Annotated in this window: 16 protein-coding genes, 3 tRNA genes and 4 rRNA genes; 17 read left to right on the top strand and 6 right to left on the bottom strand. The window is 50.2% G+C overall.

The features are described from left to right. Nucleotides 1-36: 36 nt before the first annotated feature. From rplQ to arfA, 4 genes are all read left to right on the top strand, one after another. Nucleotides 37-420, top strand: coding sequence for a 50S ribosomal protein L17 (gene rplQ, locus AB4H76_RS02800; RefSeq protein WP_001216368.1), 384 nt, complete (start codon nt 37-39; stop codon nt 418-420). Between the two features lie 106 nt (nt 421-526). Further along, nucleotides 527-895, top strand: a complete 369-nt coding sequence (locus AB4H76_RS02805) for a DUF1992 domain-containing protein (RefSeq protein ID WP_000266486.1) — start codon at nt 527-529, stop codon at nt 893-895. 10 nt (nt 896-905) lie between these two features. Beyond that, nucleotides 906-1331 carry a Zn(2+)-responsive transcriptional regulator gene (gene zntR, locus AB4H76_RS02810; RefSeq protein WP_000285607.1) on the top strand — a complete coding sequence of 142 codons (426 nt, stop codon included), beginning with the start codon at nt 906-908 and terminating at the stop codon, nt 1329-1331. Nucleotides 1332-1386: 55 nt separating this feature from the next. Beyond that, nucleotides 1387-1605 carry an alternative ribosome-rescue factor ArfA gene (gene arfA, locus AB4H76_RS02815; protein ID WP_000092696.1) on the top strand — a complete coding sequence of 73 codons (219 nt, stop codon included), beginning with the start codon at nt 1387-1389 and terminating at the stop codon, nt 1603-1605. Here the strand turns inward: arfA and mscL are convergent. From mscL to def, 5 genes are all read right to left on the bottom strand, one after another. Beyond that, on the bottom strand, nt 1602-2012 hold the full coding sequence (gene mscL, locus AB4H76_RS02820) for a large-conductance mechanosensitive channel protein MscL (RefSeq protein ID WP_000022442.1): 411 nt from the start codon (nt 2010-2012) through the stop codon (nt 1602-1604). The genes arfA and mscL overlap by 4 nt on opposite strands. A gap of 129 nt (nt 2013-2141) precedes the next feature. Next, complete coding sequence (gene trkA / locus AB4H76_RS02825; protein ID WP_000691382.1) at nt 2142-3518, bottom strand: Trk system potassium transporter TrkA; 1377 nt, start codon at nt 3516-3518, stop codon at nt 2142-2144. Between the two features lie 21 nt (nt 3519-3539). Next, a complete protein-coding gene (gene rsmB / locus AB4H76_RS02830) occupies nt 3540-4829 on the bottom strand; it encodes a 16S rRNA (cytosine(967)-C(5))-methyltransferase RsmB (protein WP_000744778.1) in 1290 nt (429 codons plus the stop codon). A gap of 45 nt (nt 4830-4874) precedes the next feature. Then, nucleotides 4875-5822: a methionyl-tRNA formyltransferase gene (gene fmt / locus AB4H76_RS02835; protein ID WP_000004473.1), complete on the bottom strand. Its 948-nt coding sequence runs from the start codon at nt 5820-5822 to the stop codon at nt 4875-4877. Nucleotides 5823-5836: 14 nt separating this feature from the next. Further along, nucleotides 5837-6346 (bottom strand): peptide deformylase, encoded by a 510-nt coding sequence (gene def / locus AB4H76_RS02840; RefSeq protein ID WP_000114984.1) that lies wholly within the window; start codon nt 6344-6346, stop codon nt 5837-5839. Between the two features lie 129 nt (nt 6347-6475). Here def and dprA point away from each other — a divergent pair, with 129 nt between their 5' ends. The 6 genes from dprA to AB4H76_RS02870 are packed head-to-tail and all read left to right on the top strand — an operon-like array spanning nt 6476 to nt 10270. After that, the gene (gene dprA, locus AB4H76_RS02845) at nt 6476-7600 is read left to right on the top strand and encodes a DNA-protecting protein DprA (protein ID WP_000228551.1); all 1125 of its coding nucleotides are present in this window, start codon (nt 6476-6478) and stop codon (nt 7598-7600) included. Then, nucleotides 7572-8045 carry a DUF494 family protein Smg gene (gene smg / locus AB4H76_RS02850; RefSeq protein ID WP_000460680.1) on the top strand — a complete coding sequence of 158 codons (474 nt, stop codon included), beginning with the start codon at nt 7572-7574 and terminating at the stop codon, nt 8043-8045. The genes dprA and smg overlap by 29 nt, the downstream gene beginning before the upstream one ends. A 28-nt stretch (nt 8046-8073) precedes the next feature. Next, entirely contained in the window at nt 8074-8616 is a 543-nt protein-coding gene (locus AB4H76_RS02855; RefSeq protein WP_001129722.1) for a type I DNA topoisomerase, read from the top strand. A 4-nt stretch (nt 8617-8620) separates the two neighbouring features. After that, nucleotides 8621-9193, top strand: coding sequence for an L-threonylcarbamoyladenylate synthase type 1 TsaC (gene tsaC / locus AB4H76_RS02860; RefSeq protein WP_001301412.1), 573 nt, complete (start codon nt 8621-8623; stop codon nt 9191-9193). A 4-nt stretch (nt 9194-9197) separates the two neighbouring features. Further along, nucleotides 9198-10016, top strand: coding sequence for a shikimate dehydrogenase (gene aroE / locus AB4H76_RS02865; protein WP_000451243.1), 819 nt, complete (start codon nt 9198-9200; stop codon nt 10014-10016). After that, on the top strand, nt 10013-10270 hold the full coding sequence (locus tag AB4H76_RS02870) for a DUF1488 domain-containing protein (protein ID WP_001070563.1): 258 nt from the start codon (nt 10013-10015) through the stop codon (nt 10268-10270). The genes aroE and AB4H76_RS02870 overlap by 4 nt, the downstream gene beginning before the upstream one ends. Here AB4H76_RS02870 and AB4H76_RS02875 read toward each other — a convergent pair. After that, a complete protein-coding gene (locus AB4H76_RS02875) occupies nt 10246-10800 on the bottom strand; it encodes a gamma carbonic anhydrase family protein (RefSeq protein ID WP_001286216.1) in 555 nt (184 codons plus the stop codon). The two genes, AB4H76_RS02870 and AB4H76_RS02875, sit on opposite strands and share 25 nt — an antisense overlap. Nucleotides 10801-11273: 473 nt before the next feature. Between AB4H76_RS02875 and AB4H76_RS02880 the strand changes: the two genes are divergently transcribed. The 7 genes from AB4H76_RS02880 (at nt 11274) to rrf (AB4H76_RS02910) (ending at nt 16611) form a co-directional block, all read left to right on the top strand. Continuing rightward, nucleotides 11274-12815 (top strand): 16S ribosomal RNA (locus tag AB4H76_RS02880). A gap of 68 nt (nt 12816-12883) precedes the next feature. Further along, nucleotides 12884-12960, top strand: a tRNA-Ile gene (locus AB4H76_RS02885). Nucleotides 12961-13002: 42 nt separating this feature from the next. Continuing rightward, nucleotides 13003-13078 (top strand) — tRNA-Ala (locus AB4H76_RS02890). Nucleotides 13079-13252: 174 nt separating this feature from the next. Further along, nucleotides 13253-16156 (top strand): 23S ribosomal RNA (locus AB4H76_RS02895). A 94-nt stretch (nt 16157-16250) separates the two neighbouring features. Then, nucleotides 16251-16366 (top strand): 5S ribosomal RNA (gene rrf / locus AB4H76_RS02900). Between the two features lie 14 nt (nt 16367-16380). Beyond that, nucleotides 16381-16456, top strand: a tRNA-Thr gene (locus AB4H76_RS02905). Nucleotides 16457-16495: 39 nt separating this feature from the next. Next, nucleotides 16496-16611, top strand: a 5S ribosomal RNA gene (rrf, locus tag AB4H76_RS02910). Together the 16S, 23S and 5S rRNA genes with 3 tRNA genes alongside form the textbook arrangement of a ribosomal RNA operon. Nucleotides 16612-16805: the final 194 nt, after the last annotated feature.

Genomic DNA, 16805 nt, shown 5'->3' on the forward strand with positions numbered 1-16805 from the left:
ATCACAGGTTAAGGTTTTACTGAGAAGGATAAGGTCATGCGCCATCGTAAGAGTGGTCGTCAACTGAACCGCAACAGCAGCCATCGCCAGGCTATGTTCCGCAATATGGCAGGTTCACTGGTTCGTCATGAAATCATCAAGACGACTCTGCCTAAAGCGAAAGAGCTGCGCCGCGTAGTTGAGCCGCTGATTACTCTTGCCAAGACTGATAGCGTTGCTAATCGTCGTCTGGCATTCGCCCGTACTCGTGATAACGAGATCGTGGCAAAACTGTTTAACGAACTGGGCCCGCGTTTCGCGAGCCGTGCCGGTGGTTACACTCGTATTCTGAAGTGTGGCTTCCGTGCAGGCGACAACGCGCCGATGGCTTACATCGAGCTGGTTGATCGTTCAGAGAAAGCAGAAGCTGCTGCAGAGTAATCTGAAGCAACGTAAAAAAACCCGCCCCGGCGGGTTTTTTTATACCCGTAGTATCCCCACTTATCTACAATAGCTGTACTCTTTTTGTTCATCCCCTGGAGTATTTATGTGGTTACTTGACCAGTGGGCAGAGCGCCATATAGCAGAAGCGCAAGCGAAAGGTGAGTTTGATAACCTGGCAGGTAGCGGCGAACCATTGATACTGGATGATGATTCTCACGTGCCACCGGAATTACGTGCGGGGTATCGCTTGCTGAAGAATGCCGGTTGCTTACCGCCAGAACTTGAGCAACGGAGAGAAGCAATTCAGCTTCTGGATATTCTCAAAGGTATCCGTCACGATGATCCGCAATATCAAGAGGTTAGCCGTCGATTGTCATTACTGGAATTGAAGCTGCGACAAGCTGGATTGAGTACCGATTTTTTACGCGGCGATTATGCTGACAAGTTGTTGGACAAAATCAACGATAACTAGTGGAGTATGTATGTATCGCATTGGTGAGCTGGCAAAAATGGCGGAAGTAACACCCGACACGATTCGTTATTACGAAAAACAGCAGATGATGGAGCATGAAGTGCGTACTGAAGGTGGGTTTCGCCTATATACCGAAAGCGATCTCCAGCGATTGAAATTTATCCGCCATGCCAGACAACTAGGTTTCAGTCTGGAGTCGATCCGCGAGTTGCTGTCGATCCGCATCGATCCTGAACACCATACCTGTCAGGAGTCAAAAGGCATTGTGCAGGAAAGATTGCAGGAAGTCGAAGCACGGATAGCCGAGTTGCAGAGTATGCAGCGTTCCTTGCAACGCCTTAACGATGCCTGTTGTGGGACTGCTCATAGCAGTGTTTATTGTTCGATTCTTGAAGCTCTTGAACAAGGGGCGAGTGGCGTTAAGAGTGGTTGTTGATTTTTTGCACTGGCAGGATTACACTCGCGCCGTTAAATAACCAACTGGAGTTTTTATGAGTCGATATCAGCATACTAAAGGGCAGATAAAGGATAATGCGATAGAAGCATTACTACATGATCCCTTATTCCGACAGCGCGTAGAGAAAAATAAGAAGGGGAAAGGCAGTTACATGCGAAAAGGAAAACATGGCAATCGGGGGAACTGGGAGGCCAGTGGCAAGAAAGTAAATCACTTTTTTACCACTGGTCTTCTGCTTTCAGGCGCTTGTTAAGAGCGGTTATTCTGCTCTTTCAGCAAATCACGAATTTCTGTCAGTAATACTTCTTCTTTAGTTGGTGCAGGTGCGGCTGCTGGTTCTTCTTTTTTCCGATTCAGTTTGTTGATTAGCTTAATCGCCATAAAGATGGCAAAGGCCACAATCAGAAAATCAAAGACGTTTTGAATGAAGACACCGTAATGCATCACAACAGCAGGGATATCCCCCTGCGCATCGCGTAGCGTGACAGCAAACTGTTTAAAATCGATCCCGCCAATTAATAAGCCCAGAGGAGGCATGATGATATCGGCAACCAGTGAAGAGACAATCTTCCCGAATGCCGCACCGATAATGACACCCACCGCCAAATCCACCACGTTCCCGCGCATCGCAAATTCGCGAAATTCTTTAATAATGCTCATGTTATTCTCCCTATGAAGCCGACAACCATAAGTCTAACAAATGTTAAGCCATTTTCCTGCCAGGAATGAATTTAATTAATCCTTGATAATCAAAGGGAAATAATAAGGCGTCATTAGACGCCTTATTAATTACAAGAAGAAAGGGCTTGGCTGGAAGAGTCTTTCGACGTCGGTAATAAACTTTTTATCTGTGAGGAACATAATTACGTGATCGCCTTGCTCAATGCGCAGATTGTCATTGGCAATCATCACGTCGTTTCCACGTACCACCGCTCCAATAATCGTTCCTGGCGGTAGCTTGATTTCGTCAATGACTCTGCCGACAACGCGTGAGGTGCTTTCATCACCGTGAGCAACGGCTTCAATAGCTTCTGCTACGCCGCGGCGCAATGAGGAAACACCAACAATATCTGCTTTTCGCACATGGCTAAGCAACGCAGAAATAGTTGCTTGTTGTGGTGAAATCGCAATATCGATAACGCTCCCCTGAACCAGATCCACATAAGCGCGACGCTGGATCAATACCATCACCTTTTTCGCACCCATACGTTTGGCAAGCATGGCGGACATGATATTGGCCTCGTCATCGTTGGTGACGGCAATAAACAGATCAACTTGATCGATATGTTCTTCGGCCAGTAGTTCTTGATCCGACGCATCACCAAAAAAGACGATCGTATTCTGTAACTTTTCCGCCAGTTCGGCAGCGCGCTGCTGATTACGTTCGATGAGTTTAACGCTGTAATCTTTTTCCAGACGACGCGCCAGCCCTGCACCGATATTACCGCCACCAACCAGCATGATCCGCTTATACGGTTTTTCCAGTCGCTGTAATTCACTCATCACCGCGCGGATATGCTGTGAAGCGGCAATAAAGAACACTTCATCACCAGCTTCAACAATGGTCGAACCTTGCGGACGAATGGGGCGATCGTGGCGGAAAATTGCTGCCACACGAGTATCGATATGTGGCATATGTTCGCGCATGGTCGAAAGTGCATTACCAATCAGCGGGCCGCCATAATAGGCTTTAACCACAGCCAGGCTGACTTTACCCTCAGCGAAGTTCACCACCTGCAATGCGCCGGGATACTCAATCAGTCGGTAAATATTATCGATAACCAACTGCTCTGGTGCGATCAGATGATCAATCGGCACAGCATCTGAATGAAATAGCTTATCGGCATCGCGCACGTAGTCTGGTGAGCGGATACGAGCGATGCGATTAGGGGTGTTGAAAAGTGAGTAGGCTACCTGGCAGGCAACCATATTGGTTTCATCTGAACTGGTTACAGCAACCAGCATATCGGCGTCGTCGGCACCTGCCTCCCGCAATACGCGTGGATGAGAGCCATGCCCCTGCACGACCCGCAGGTCAAATTTATCCTGTAAGGTCCGCAGACGCTCACCGTTGGTATCGACAACAGTAATATCGTTGTTCTCGCCAACCAGGTTTTCCGCCAGTGTGCCGCCAACCTGGCCGGCACCCAGAATGATAATTTTCATCAGTCGCGACCCGTTATCTCATCACTTTTTGATTAGCTTAGCGTAAAAGAAGCCGTCGCCCTCTTCGGCACCAGGTAGATTTTGTTTACCCGGTTGCTCTGGTGTTCCTGTTTCGCAAAGTTCGGCATCAGCGGTACGTTGCAAAAAGGCTTTAATCTGCAGGCTATTCTCTTCCGGTAACACCGAACAGGTGGCATAGACCAGAGTTCCACCGGTTTTTAAATGCGGCCAAATGGCGTCGAGAATTTCAGACTGCAATTGCGCGAGTTCCGGGATATCGCGATCGCGACGTAACCATTTAATATCTGGATGGCGACGAATCACACCGGTTGCTGAACAAGGCGCATCTAATAAAATGCGATCAAACTGTTGCTCGCCACACCATTGAGAAGGGTAACGGCCATCACCTTGTTTCACGGTCGCCTTCATACCAAGGCGTTTTAAATTGTCGTAAACCCGAGAGAGGCGCTGTTCGTCGATATCAACCGCAACAACCTGCGCTTCTGGTGCCACCTCAAGGATATGCGTTGTTTTACCGCCGGGGGCGGCACAAAGATCCAAAATGTGTTCACCGTTTTGTGGCGCAAGCCAGGTCATGCAACCTTGTGCTGATGCATCCTGAACGGTAACCCATCCGTCTTCAAAACCAGGTAGCGCATGAACAGGTGCAGGTGTTTCCAGACGTACAGCATCAGGGTAATCCGCATGCGGGAAACCTTTCATTCCTGCTTCATCCAGCAATGCAAGCCAGCTGTCGCGGGAATGATGCGTACGATTAATACGCAGCCACATTGGCGGACGCTGGTTATTGGCTTCGACGATGGATTGCCACTGCTCTGGATACGCTTTTTGCAGACGCTTCAGCAACCAGGAAGGATGCAGATAACGTGCATCACTGGCATTAAACTCGGCTAATAACTCTTCTTGCTGACGCTGGAACTGGCGTAATACACCGTTTATCAACCCTTTAAGTTGCGGACGCTTAATTGCGATAGCGCCTTCAACCGTTTCAGCCAGCGCAGCATGAGGTGGAATGCGGGTATAAAGCAGTTGATACAAACCAACCATAATCAGGTAATGCACGGTCCGCTGTTTGCCGGTCATCGGACGGGCCATTAACTTATTAATCAGCCAGTCTAACTGCGAAAGCGTACGCAGTACGCCAAAGCACAACTCTTGAAGAAGTGCTTTGTCTTTATCGGAAACTTTTTGCTGGAGCGGTGGCAGAATGTTGCTTAATGATTGCCCTTGCTCGACGACTTGTTCAACGGCCTGGGCCGCCATGCTACGTAAATTACGTTGTTTTTTCATAAGTATAAAAACGCCCGGCAAGACCGGGCTTAGAAGAGTGGACTATCAGACCAGACGGTTGCCCGGAACAAACCATTCCCGACGAGAGTTCAGGAGGTCTTGCGCGCTCATCGCTTTCTTACCCGCAGGTTGTAACGAGAGCAGGTTCAGGATGCCATCACCAGTCGCAACCTGAATGCCTTGTTTGTTGGCTTCAAGGATCGTTCCTGGTGCAGCGTTGGTTGCCGTATCAATGACCGATGCTTTCCAGACTTTAACCGGCTGTCCTTCAATTTCCAGCCAGCTCATTGGCCATGGATTGAAAGCGCGAATGCAGCGTTCAAGCTGTGCTGCCGAAAGTGACCAGTCAATACGCGCTTCTTCTTTACTCAACTTCTCGGCGTAAGTGACAAGAGTTTCGTCCTGAACTTCTGGTTTCGCCGTGCCGTCTGCCAGTTGTTTCAACGTGGTGATAAGCCCTTGTGGGCCAAGCTCTGCCAGCTTGTCGTACAGCGTACCACTGGTATCTTCTGCAGTAATCGGGCAGGAGAGCTTATAGAGCATATCACCGGTGTCTAAACCGACATCCATTTGCATAATGGTCACACCAGTTTCTGCATCACCCGCCCATAGTGAGCGTTGGATTGGTGCAGCACCGCGCCAGCGTGGCAGCAGTGAACCATGAACGTTGATACAGCCAAGACGCGGCATCTCCAGCACTGCTTTCGGCAGAATTAAACCATAGGCGACGACGACCATAACATCAGCCTGCAGTTCGGCGACCAGTTGCTGGTTTTCTTGTGGACGCAGGGAAACAGGTTGAAAAACGGGCAGACCTTTTTCCTCAGCCAGAACTTTAACCGGGCTGGGCATCAGTTTTTTACCGCGTCCTGCCGGTCGGTCTGGCTGGGTGAACACGCCAACGACGTTATGACCAGAAGACAACAGCGCGTCGAGATGACGCGCTGCAAAGTCAGGTGTACCCGCAAAAATAATACGTAGTGATTCTGACACGTTAGTTCTTATCCTTAAGCCCGGGCTTTCAGACGATCCAGTTTTTCAACTTTCTGACGAATACGTTGTTGTTTCAGCGGTGACAGATAATCCATAAACAGTTTGCCGACCAGGTGATCCATCTCATGCTGAATACAGATGGCTAACAGACCGTCTGCTTCCAGTTCAAATGGTTTACCGTCGCGGTCAAGGGCGCGAATTTTAACTTTCTCTGCGCGCGGCACTAAAGCACGTTGTTCAGGGATCGACAGGCAACCTTCTTCAATGCCTGTTTCGCCGCTTTTTTCTAAAAGCTCTGGATTGATTAACACTAGCCGTTCGTCACGGTTTTCCGAAACATCAATAACAATGATACGTTGATGGATATCAACCTGGGTTGCCGCCAGGCCAATACCTTCTTCTGCGTACATCGTCTCGAACATATCATCGACGATACGCTGAATTTCTGCATTCACTTCTTCTACCGGTTTAGCAACTTTGCGAAGCCGCTCGTCCGGAATATGTAACACTTGCAAAACTGACATAAATCTCCAGAGATGTGTTCAGGAGTTAGAAAGATTATTTCTTCTATTCTAGACAAATCCCCCTCTGATTGACAGCATCACTGACCAATCGCAAAGATTGCTAAGGCTGCTTATGGCAGGGAGATAAGGATGGTCGATACAGAAATTTGGCTGCGTTTAATGAGTATCAGCAGCTTGTACGGCGATGATATGGTCCGTATCGCTCACTGGGTGGCAAAACAGTCGCATATTGATGCGGTTGTATTGCAGCAAACAGGGCTTACATTGCGGCAGGCACAACGCTTTCTTTCATTTCCACGAAAGAGTATCGAAAGCTCACTTTGTTGGTTGGAGCAACCCAACCATCATTTAATTCCTGCGGACAGCGAATTTTATCCTCCTCAACTTCTGGCGACGACAGATTACCCCGGCGCACTGTTTGTTGAAGGAGAACTGCACGCGCTGCATTCATTTCAGCTTGCCGTAGTGGGGAGTCGGGCGCATTCATGGTATGGCGAGCGATGGGGACGATTATTTTGCGAAACTCTGGCGACGCGTGGAGTGACAATTACGAGTGGACTGGCGCGTGGAATCGATGGTGTAGCGCATAAAGCAGCCTTACAGGTAAATGGCGTCAGCATTGCTGTATTGGGGAATGGACTTAATACCATTCATCCCCGCCGTCATGCCCGACTGGCTGCCAGTCTGCTTGAACAGGGGGGCGCTCTCGTCTCGGAATTTCCCCTCGATGTTCCACCCCTTGCTTACAATTTCCCACGAAGAAATCGCATTATCAGTGGTCTAAGTAAAGGTGTACTGGTGGTGGAAGCGGCTTTGCGTAGTGGTTCGCTGGTGACAGCACGTTGTGCGCTTGAGCAGGGGCGAGAAGTTTTTGCCTTGCCAGGTCCAATAGGGAATCCGGGAAGCGAAGGGCCTCACTGGTTAATAAAACAAGGTGCGATTCTTGTGACGGAACCGGAAGAAATTCTGGAAAACTTGCAATTTGGATTGCACTGGTTGCCAGACGCCCCTGAAAATTCATTTTATTCACCAGATCAGCAAGACGTGGCATTGCCATTTCCTGAGCTCCTGGCTAACGTAGGAGATGAGGTAACACCTGTTGACGTCGTCGCTGAACGTGCCGGCCAACCTGTGCCAGAGGTAGTTACTCAACTACTCGAACTGGAGTTAGCAGGATGGATCGCAGCTGTACCCGGCGGCTATGTCCGATTGAGGAGGGCATGCCATGTTCGACGTACTAATGTATTTGTTTGAAACCTATATTCACACAGAAGCTGAGTTGCGTGTGGATCAAGACAAACTTGAACAGGATCTTACCGACGCAGGTTTTGAGCGAGAAGATATCTACAATGCCCTGCTATGGCTGGAAAAACTTGCTGATTATCAGGAAGGGTTGGCAGAACCGATGCAACTGGCCTCGGATCCTCTCTCCATGCGTATTTATACACCGGAAGAGTGTGAACGACTGGATGCCAGCTGCCGTGGGTTTCTGCTTTTCCTTGAGCAGATTCAGGTGCTCAACCTTGAAACTCGTGAAATGGTGATAGAGCGAGTGCTCGCGCTGGATAACGCAGAGTTCGAACTGGATGATCTGAAATGGGTGATCCTGATGGTGTTGTTCAATATTCCGGGCTGCGAAAATGCGTACCAGCAAATGGAAGAATTACTCTTTGAAGTGAATGAAGGTATGCTGCATTAATCATTTCTTTAATTCAGCATAAGTTGTTATGGCGAAATCAGCACTGTTCACGGTGCGTAATAATGAGTCCTGCCCAAAGTGCGGGGCTGAACTGGTTATTCGATCCGGGAAACACGGTCCGTTTCTTGGATGCTCACAGTATCCGGCGTGTGACTACGTCCGTCCTCTGAAATCTTCAGCGGATGGACATATCGTCAAAGTTCTGGAGGGGCAGGTTTGCCCTGCATGTGGCGCAAATCTGGTATTACGCCAGGGACGCTTTGGTATGTTTATTGGTTGCATTAACTACCCTGAATGCGAACATACCGAACTTATCGATAAACCGGACGAAACAGCAATTACATGCCCCCAATGTCGGACGGGCCATCTGGTCCAGCGCCGCTCCCGTTATGGCAAAACATTTCACTCTTGTGATCGCTACCCGGAGTGTCAATTTGCCATTAACTTCAAACCCATAGCTGGAGAATGCCCTGAGTGTCATTATCCGCTACTCATCGAAAAGAAAACCGCGCAGGGTGTAAAACACTTTTGTGCCAGTAAACAATGTGGAAAGCCGGTTTCGGCGGAATAATAACGTGAATAATAACCTGCAAAGAGACGCTATCGCAGCTGCGATAGATGTTCTCAATGAAGAACGTGTCATCGCCTATCCAACGGAAGCCGTTTTCGGTGTTGGGTGCGATCCTGATAGCGAAACAGCAGTGATGCGACTGTTGGAGTTAAAACAGCGTCCGGTTGATAAGGGGCTGATTTTAATCGCAGCAAATTACGAGCAGCTTAAACCCTATATTGATGACACCATGTTGACTGACGTGCAGCGTGAAACCATTTTTTCCCGCTGGCCAGGTCCTGTCACCTTTGTCTTTCCCGCGCCTGCGACAACACCGCGCTGGTTGACGGGCCGCTTTGATTCGCTTGCTGTACGAGTCACCGACCATCCGTTGGTGGTTGCTTTGTGCCAGGCTTATGGTAAACCGCTGGTTTCTACCAGTGCCAACTTGAGTGGATTGCCACCTTGTCGAACAGTAGACGAAGTTCGCGCACAATTTGGCGCGGCGTTCCCGGTTGTGCCTGGTGAAACGGGGGGGCGTTTAAATCCTTCAGAAATCCGCGATGCCCTGACGGGTGAACTGTTTCGACAGGGGTAACATAATGGAAACCTATGCTGTTTTTGGTAATCCGATAGCCCACAGCAAATCGCCATTCATTCATCAGCAATTTGCTCAGCAACTGAATATTGAACATCCCTATGGGCGCGTGTTGGCACCCATCAATGATTTCATCAACACACTGAACGCTTTCTTTAGTGCTGGTGGTAAAGGTGCGAATGTGACGGTGCCTTTTAAAGAAGAGGCTTTTGCCAGAGCGGATGAGCTTACTGAACGGGCAGCGTTGGCTGGTGCTGTTAATACCCTCATGCGGTTAGAAGATGGACGCCTGCTGGGTGACAATACCGATGGTGTAGGCTTGTTAAGCGATCTGGAACGTCTGTCTTTTATCCGCCCTGGTTTACGTATTCTGCTTATCGGCGCTGGTGGAGCATCTCGCGGCGTACTACTGCCACTCCTTTCCCTGGACTGTGCGGTGACAATAACTAATCGGACGGTATCCCGCGCGGAAGAGTTGGCTAAATTGTTTGCGCACACTGGCAGTATTCAGGCGTTGAGTATGGACGAACTGGAAGGTCATGAGTTTGATCTCATTATTAATGCAACATCCAGTGGCATCAGTGGTGATATTCCGGCGATCCCGTCATCGCTCATTCATCCAGGCATTTATTGCTATGACATGTTCTATCAGAAAGGAAAAACTCCTTTTCTGGCATGGTGTGAGCAGCGAGGCTCAAAGCGTAATGCTGATGGTTTAGGAATGCTGGTGGCACAGGCGGCTCATGCCTTTCTTCTCTGGCACGGTGTTCTGCCTGACGTAGAACCAGTTATAAAGCAATTGCAGGAGGAATTGTCCGCGTGAATCAGGCCATCCAGTTTCCGGACAGGGAAGAGTGGGACGAGAATAAAAAATGTGTATGTTTTCCCGCTCTCGTGAATGGTATGCAACTGACATGCGCGATCTCTGGCGAGAGTCTGGCGTATCGCTTTACTGGAGATACGCCAGAACAGTGGTTAGCGAGTTTTCGTCAGCATCGCTGGGACCTGGAAGAAGAAGCGGAAAACTTAATTCAGGAACAAAGTGAAGATGATCAAGGCTGGGTCTGGTTACCCTGATCCAGATATTCGTCCTTCCATTTCACGTAATTATTCGCGGAATAGCGTAACCCAGCCTTCTCTTCATCACTTAACGGGCGGATCTGTTTGACGGGGCTACCGAGATACAGATATCCGCTCTCCAGCCGTTTATTTTGTGGGACCAGACTACCCGCACCAATCATCACATCATCTTCTACTATTGCGCCATCAAGTAAAATTGAGCCCATCCCAACCAAAACTCGATTGCCAATGGTGCAGCCGTGGAGCATCACCTTGTGACCAACAGTGACATCTTCGCCAATGGTTAATGGGTTGCCATCTGGGTTGTACGAGGATTTATGAGTGACATGCAACATACTGCCATCCTGGATATTGGTGCGTGCTCCGATCTGTACATAATGTACATCTCCACGAATCACAACGAGCGGCCAGATCCCCACATCATCAGCCAGACGAACGTCACCAATCACGACACTGCTATCGTCGATCATTACGCGCTGACCGATTTGTGGAAAAAGATCGCGGTATGGGCGTAAAACATCAGACATACTTACCTCAGCAATAAATGATTTACTAATGACTTTGGGGGCATTATTGGCCTTGTGCAAGTCTTTTAGTATGCAAAAAAGCACCGTTTTGTGTGCGATTGCAGCAAAAAGGGTGAAAAAACAACAAACAGAAAAAAAGATCAAAAAAATACTTGTGCAAAAAATTGGGATCCCTATAATGCGCCTCCGTTGAGACGACAACGTGAAACACTTCACAGGATGGTCGGAACAACGAAGAGAAAAAAATCCTGAAATTCAGGGTTGACTCTGAAAGAGGAAAGCGTAATATACGCCACCTCGCGACAGTGAGCTGAAAGCCGCGTCGCAACTGCTCTTTAACAATTTATCAGACAATCTGTGTGGGCACTCGAAGATACGGATTCTTAACGTCGCAAGACGAAAAATGAATACCAAGTCTCAGGAGTGAACACGTAATTCATTACGAAGTTTAATTCTTTGAGCATCAAACTTTTAAATTGAAGAGTTTGATCATGGCTCAGATTGAACGCTGGCGGCAGGCCTAACACATGCAAGTCGAACGGTAACAGGAAGAAGCTTGCTTCTTTGCTGACGAGTGGCGGACGGGTGAGTAATGTCTGGGAAACTGCCTGATGGAGGGGGATAACTACTGGAAACGGTAGCTAATACCGCATAACGTCGCAAGACCAAAGAGGGGGACTTTCGGGCCTCTTGCCATCGGATGTGCCCAGATGGGATTAGCTAGTAGGTGGGGTAACGGCTCACCTAGGCAACGATCCCTAGCTGGTCTGAGAGGATGACCAGCCACACTGGAACTGAGACACGGTCCAGACTCCTACGGGAGGCAGCAGTGGGGAATATTGCACAATGGGCGCAAGCCTGATGCAGCCATGCCGCGTGTATGAAGAAGGCCTTCGGGTTGTAAAGTACTTTCAGCGGGGAGGAAGGGAGTAAAGTTAATACCTTTGCTCATTGACGTTACCCGCAGAAGAAGCACCGGCTAACTCCGTGCCAGCAGCCGCGGTAATACGGAGGGTGCAAGCGTTAATCGGAATTACTGGGCGTAAAGCGCACGCAGGCGGTTTGTTAAGTCAGATGTGAAATCCCCGGGCTCAACCTGGGAACTGCATCTGATACTGGCAAGCTTGAGTCTCGTAGAGGGGGGTAGAATTCCAGGTGTAGCGGTGAAATGCGTAGAGATCTGGAGGAATACCGGTGGCGAAGGCGGCCCCCTGGACGAAGACTGACGCTCAGGTGCGAAAGCGTGGGGAGCAAACAGGATTAGATACCCTGGTAGTCCACGCCGTAAACGATGTCGACTTGGAGGTTGTGCCCTTGAGGCGTGGCTTCCGGAGCTAACGCGTTAAGTCGACCGCCTGGGGAGTACGGCCGCAAGGTTAAAACTCAAATGAATTGACGGGGGCCCGCACAAGCGGTGGAGCATGTGGTTTAATTCGATGCAACGCGAAGAACCTTACCTGGTCTTGACATCCACGGAAGTTTTCAGAGATGAGAATGTGCCTTCGGGAACCGTGAGACAGGTGCTGCATGGCTGTCGTCAGCTCGTGTTGTGAAATGTTGGGTTAAGTCCCGCAACGAGCGCAACCCTTATCCTTTGTTGCCAGCGGTCCGGCCGGGAACTCAAAGGAGACTGCCAGTGATAAACTGGAGGAAGGTGGGGATGACGTCAAGTCATCATGGCCCTTACGACCAGGGCTACACACGTGCTACAATGGCGCATACAAAGAGAAGCGACCTCGCGAGAGCAAGCGGACCTCATAAAGTGCGTCGTAGTCCGGATTGGAGTCTGCAACTCGACTCCATGAAGTCGGAATCGCTAGTAATCGTGGATCAGAATGCCACGGTGAATACGTTCCCGGGCCTTGTACACACCGCCCGTCACACCATGGGAGTGGGTTGCAAAAGAAGTAGGTAACTTAACCTTCGGGAGGGCGCTTACCACTTTGTGATTCATGACTGGGGTGAAGTCGTAACAAGGTAACCGTAGGGGAACCTGCGGTTGGATCACCTCCTTACCTTAAAGAAGCGTACTTTGCAGTGCTCACACAGATTGTCTGATGAAAATGAGCAGTAAAACCTCTACAGGCTTGTAGCTCAGGTGGTTAGAGCGCACCCCTGATAAGGGTGAGGTCGGTGGTTCAAGTCCACTCAGGCCTACCAAATTTGCACGGCAAATTTGAAGAGGTTTTAACTACATGTTATGGGGCTATAGCTCAGCTGGGAGAGCGCCTGCTTTGCACGCAGGAGGTCTGCGGTTCGATCCCGCATAGCTCCACCATCTCTGTAGTGATTAAATAAAAAATACTTCAGAGTGTACCTGCAAAGGTTCACTGCGAAGTTTTGCTCTTTAAAAATCTGGATCAAGCTGAAAATTGAAACACTGAACAACGAAAGTTGTTCGTGAGTCTCTCAAATTTTCGCAACTCTGAAGTGAAACATCTTCGGGTTGTGAGGTTAAGCGACTAAGCGTACACGGTGGATGCCCTGGCAGTCAGAGGCGATGAAGGACGTGCTAATCTGCGATAAGCGTCGGTAAGGTGATATGAACCGTTATAACCGGCGATTTCCGAATGGGGAAACCCAGTGTGTTTCGACACACTATCATTAACTGAATCCATAGGTTAATGAGGCGAACCGGGGGAACTGAAACATCTAAGTACCCCGAGGAAAAGAAATCAACCGAGATTCCCCCAGTAGCGGCGAGCGAACGGGGAGTAGCCCAGAGCCTGAATCAGTGTGTGTGTTAGTGGAAGCGTCTGGAAAGGCGCGCGATACAGGGTGACAGCCCCGTACACAAAAATGCACATGCTGTGAGCTCGATGAGTAGGGCGGGACACGTGGTATCCTGTCTGAATATGGGGGGACCATCCTCCAAGGCTAAATACTCCTGACTGACCGATAGTGAACCAGTACCGTGAGGGAAAGGCGAAAAGAACCCCGGCGAGGGGAGTGAAAAAGAACCTGAAACCGTGTACGTACAAGCAGTGGGAGCACGCTTCGGCGTGTGACTGCGTACCTTTTGTATAATGGGTCAGCGACTTATATTCTGTAGCAAGGTTAACCGAATAGGGGAGCCGAAGGGAAACCGAGTCTTAACTGGGCGTTAAGTTGCAGGGTATAGACCCGAAACCCGGTGATCTAGCCATGGGCAGGTTGAAGGTTGGGTAACACTAACTGGAGGACCGAACCGACTAATGTTGAAAAATTAGCGGATGACTTGTGGCTGGGGGTGAAAGGCCAATCAAACCGGGAGATAGCTGGTTCTCCCCGAAAGCTATTTAGGTAGCGCCTCGTGAATTCATCTCCGGGGGTAGAGCACTGTTTCGGCAAGGGGGTCATCCCGACTTACCAACCCGATGCAAACTGCGAATACCGGAGAATGTTATCACGGGAGACACACGGCGGGTGCTAACGTCCGTCGTGAAGAGGGAAACAACCCAGACCGCCAGCTAAGGTCCCAAAGTCATGGTTAAGTGGGAAACGATGTGGGAAGGCCCAGACAGCCAGGATGTTGGCTTAGAAGCAGCCATCATTTAAAGAAAGCGTAATAGCTCACTGGTCGAGTCGGCCTGCGCGGAAGATGTAACGGGGCTAAACCATGCACCGAAGCTGCGGCAGCGACGCTGATGCGTTGTTGGGTAGGGGAGCGTTCTGTAAGCCTGCGAAGGTGTGCTGTGAGGCATGCTGGAGGTATCAGAAGTGCGAATGCTGACATAAGTAACGATAAAGCGGGTGAAAAGCCCGCTCGCCGGAAGACCAAGGGTTCCTGTCCAACGTTAATCGGGGCAGGGTGAGTCGACCCCTAAGGCGAGGCCGAAAGGCGTAGTCGATGGGAAACAGGTTAATATTCCTGTACTTGGTGTTACTGCGAAGGGGGGACGGAGAAGGCTATGTTGGCCGGGCGACGGTTGTCCCGGTTTAAGCGTGTAGGCTGGTTTTCCAGGCAAATCCGGAAAATCAAGGCTGAGGCGTGATGACGAGGCACTACGGTGCTGAAGCAACAAATGCCCTGCTTCCAGGAAAAGCCTCTAAGCATCAGGTAACATCAAATCGTACCCCAAACCGACACAGGTGGTCAGGTAGAGAATACCAAGGCGCTTGAGAGAACTCGGGTGAAGGAACTAGGCAAAATGGTGCCGTAACTTCGGGAGAAGGCACGCTGATATGTAGGTGAAGCGACTTGCTCGTGGAGCTGAAATCAGTCGAAGATACCAGCTGGCTGCAACTGTTTATTAAAAACACAGCACTGTGCAAACACGAAAGTGGACGTATACGGTGTGACGCCTGCCCGGTGCCGGAAGGTTAATTGATGGGGTCAGCGCAAGCGAAGCTCTTGATCGAAGCCCCGGTAAACGGCGGCCGTAACTATAACGGTCCTAAGGTAGCGAAATTCCTTGTCGGGTAAGTTCCGACCTGCACGAATGGCGTAATGATGGCCAGGCTGTCTCCACCCGAGACTCAGTGAAATTGAACTCGCTGTGAAGATGCAGTGTACCCGCGGCAAGACGGAAAGACCCCGTGAACCTTTACTATAGCTTGACACTGAACATTGAGCCTTGATGTGTAGGATAGGTGGGAGGCTTTGAAGTGTGGACGCCAGTCTGCATGGAGCCGACCTTGAAATACCACCCTTTAATGTTTGATGTTCTAACGTTGACCCGTAATCCGGGTTGCGGACAGTGTCTGGTGGGTAGTTTGACTGGGGCGGTCTCCTCCTAAAGAGTAACGGAGGAGCACGAAGGTTGGCTAATCCTGGTCGGACATCAGGAGGTTAGTGCAATGGCATAAGCCAGCTTGACTGCGAGCGTGACGGCGCGAGCAGGTGCGAAAGCAGGTCATAGTGATCCGGTGGTTCTGAATGGAAGGGCCATCGCTCAACGGATAAAAGGTACTCCGGGGATAACAGGCTGATACCGCCCAAGAGTTCATATCGACGGCGGTGTTTGGCACCTCGATGTCGGCTCATCACATCCTGGGGCTGAAGTAGGTCCCAAGGGTATGGCTGTTCGCCATTTAAAGTGGTACGCGAGCTGGGTTTAGAACGTCGTGAGACAGTTCGGTCCCTATCTGCCGTGGGCGCTGGAGAACTGAGGGGGGCTGCTCCTAGTACGAGAGGACCGGAGTGGACGCATCACTGGTGTTCGGGTTGTCATGCCAATGGCACTGCCCGGTAGCTAAATGCGGAAGAGATAAGTGCTGAAAGCATCTAAGCACGAAACTTGCCCCGAGATGAGTTCTCCCTGACTCCTTGAGAGTCCTGAAGGAACGTTGAAGACGACGACGTTGATAGGCCGGGTGTGTAAGCGCAGCGATGCGTTGAGCTAACCGGTACTAATGAACCGTGAGGCTTAACCTTACAACGCCGAAGCTGTTTTGGCGGATGAGAGAAGATTTTCAGCCTGATACAGATTAAATCAGAACGCAGAAGCGGTCTGATAAAACAGAATTTGCCTGGCGGCCGTAGCGCGGTGGTCCCACCTGACCCCATGCCGAACTCAGAAGTGAAACGCCGTAGCGCCGATGGTAGTGTGGGGTTTCCCCATGCGAGAGTAGGGAACTGCCAGGCATCAAATTTAGCGTGCTGATATGGCTCAGTTGGTAGAGCGCACCCTTGGTAAGGGTGAGGTCCCCAGTTCGACTCTGGGTATCAGCACCACTTTTTAGGTTAAAGTTCGGCAGATTAGAAAAGAATTTGTCTGGCGGCAGTAGCGCGGTGGTCCCACCTGACCCCATGCCGAACTCAGAAGTGAAACGCCGTAGCGCCGATGGTAGTGTGGGGTCTCCCCATGCGAGAGTAGGGAACTGCCAGACATCAAATAAAACAAAAGGCCCAGTCTTCCGACTGAGCCTTTTGTTTTATCTGTTGTTTGTCGGTGAACACTCTCCCAACCAGGACAAATCCGCCGGGAGCGGATTTGAACGTTGCGAAGCAACGGCCCGGAGGGTGGCGGGCAGGACGCCCGCCATAAACTGCCAGACATCAAATCAAGCGAAAGGCCATCCGA

Origin of the sequence: Escherichia sp. UTM R2, from assembly GCF_048593455.1 — a bacterium.
Taxonomy (GTDB): domain Bacteria; phylum Pseudomonadota; class Gammaproteobacteria; order Enterobacterales; family Enterobacteriaceae; genus Escherichia; species Escherichia coli.

Bases quoted from the DNA above. Each gene is read 5' to 3' on its own strand.
- rplQ (WP_001216368.1), top strand. From the start codon at position 37: ATGCGCCATCGTAAGAGTGGTCGTCAACTGAACCGCAACAGCAGCCAT.
- AB4H76_RS02805 (WP_000266486.1), top strand. From the start codon at position 527: ATGTGGTTACTTGACCAGTGGGCAGAGCGCCATATAGCAGAAGCGCAA.
- zntR (WP_000285607.1), top strand. From the start codon at position 906: ATGTATCGCATTGGTGAGCTGGCAAAAATGGCGGAAGTAACACCCGAC.
- arfA (WP_000092696.1), top strand. From the start codon at position 1,387: ATGAGTCGATATCAGCATACTAAAGGGCAGATAAAGGATAATGCGATA.
- mscL (WP_000022442.1), bottom strand. From the start codon at position 2,012: ATGAGCATTATTAAAGAATTTCGCGAATTTGCGATGCGCGGGAACGTG.
- trkA (WP_000691382.1), bottom strand. From the start codon at position 3,518: ATGAAAATTATCATTCTGGGTGCCGGCCAGGTTGGCGGCACACTGGCG.
- rsmB (WP_000744778.1), bottom strand. From the start codon at position 4,829: ATGAAAAAACAACGTAATTTACGTAGCATGGCGGCCCAGGCCGTTGAA.
- def (WP_000114984.1), bottom strand. From the start codon at position 6,346: ATGTCAGTTTTGCAAGTGTTACATATTCCGGACGAGCGGCTTCGCAAA.
- dprA (WP_000228551.1), top strand. From the start codon at position 6,476: ATGGTCGATACAGAAATTTGGCTGCGTTTAATGAGTATCAGCAGCTTG.
- smg (WP_000460680.1), top strand. From the start codon at position 7,572: ATGTTCGACGTACTAATGTATTTGTTTGAAACCTATATTCACACAGAA.
- AB4H76_RS02855 (WP_001129722.1), top strand. From the start codon at position 8,074: ATGGCGAAATCAGCACTGTTCACGGTGCGTAATAATGAGTCCTGCCCA.
- aroE (WP_000451243.1), top strand. From the start codon at position 9,198: ATGGAAACCTATGCTGTTTTTGGTAATCCGATAGCCCACAGCAAATCG.
- AB4H76_RS02875 (WP_001286216.1), bottom strand. From the start codon at position 10,800: ATGTCTGATGTTTTACGCCCATACCGCGATCTTTTTCCACAAATCGGT.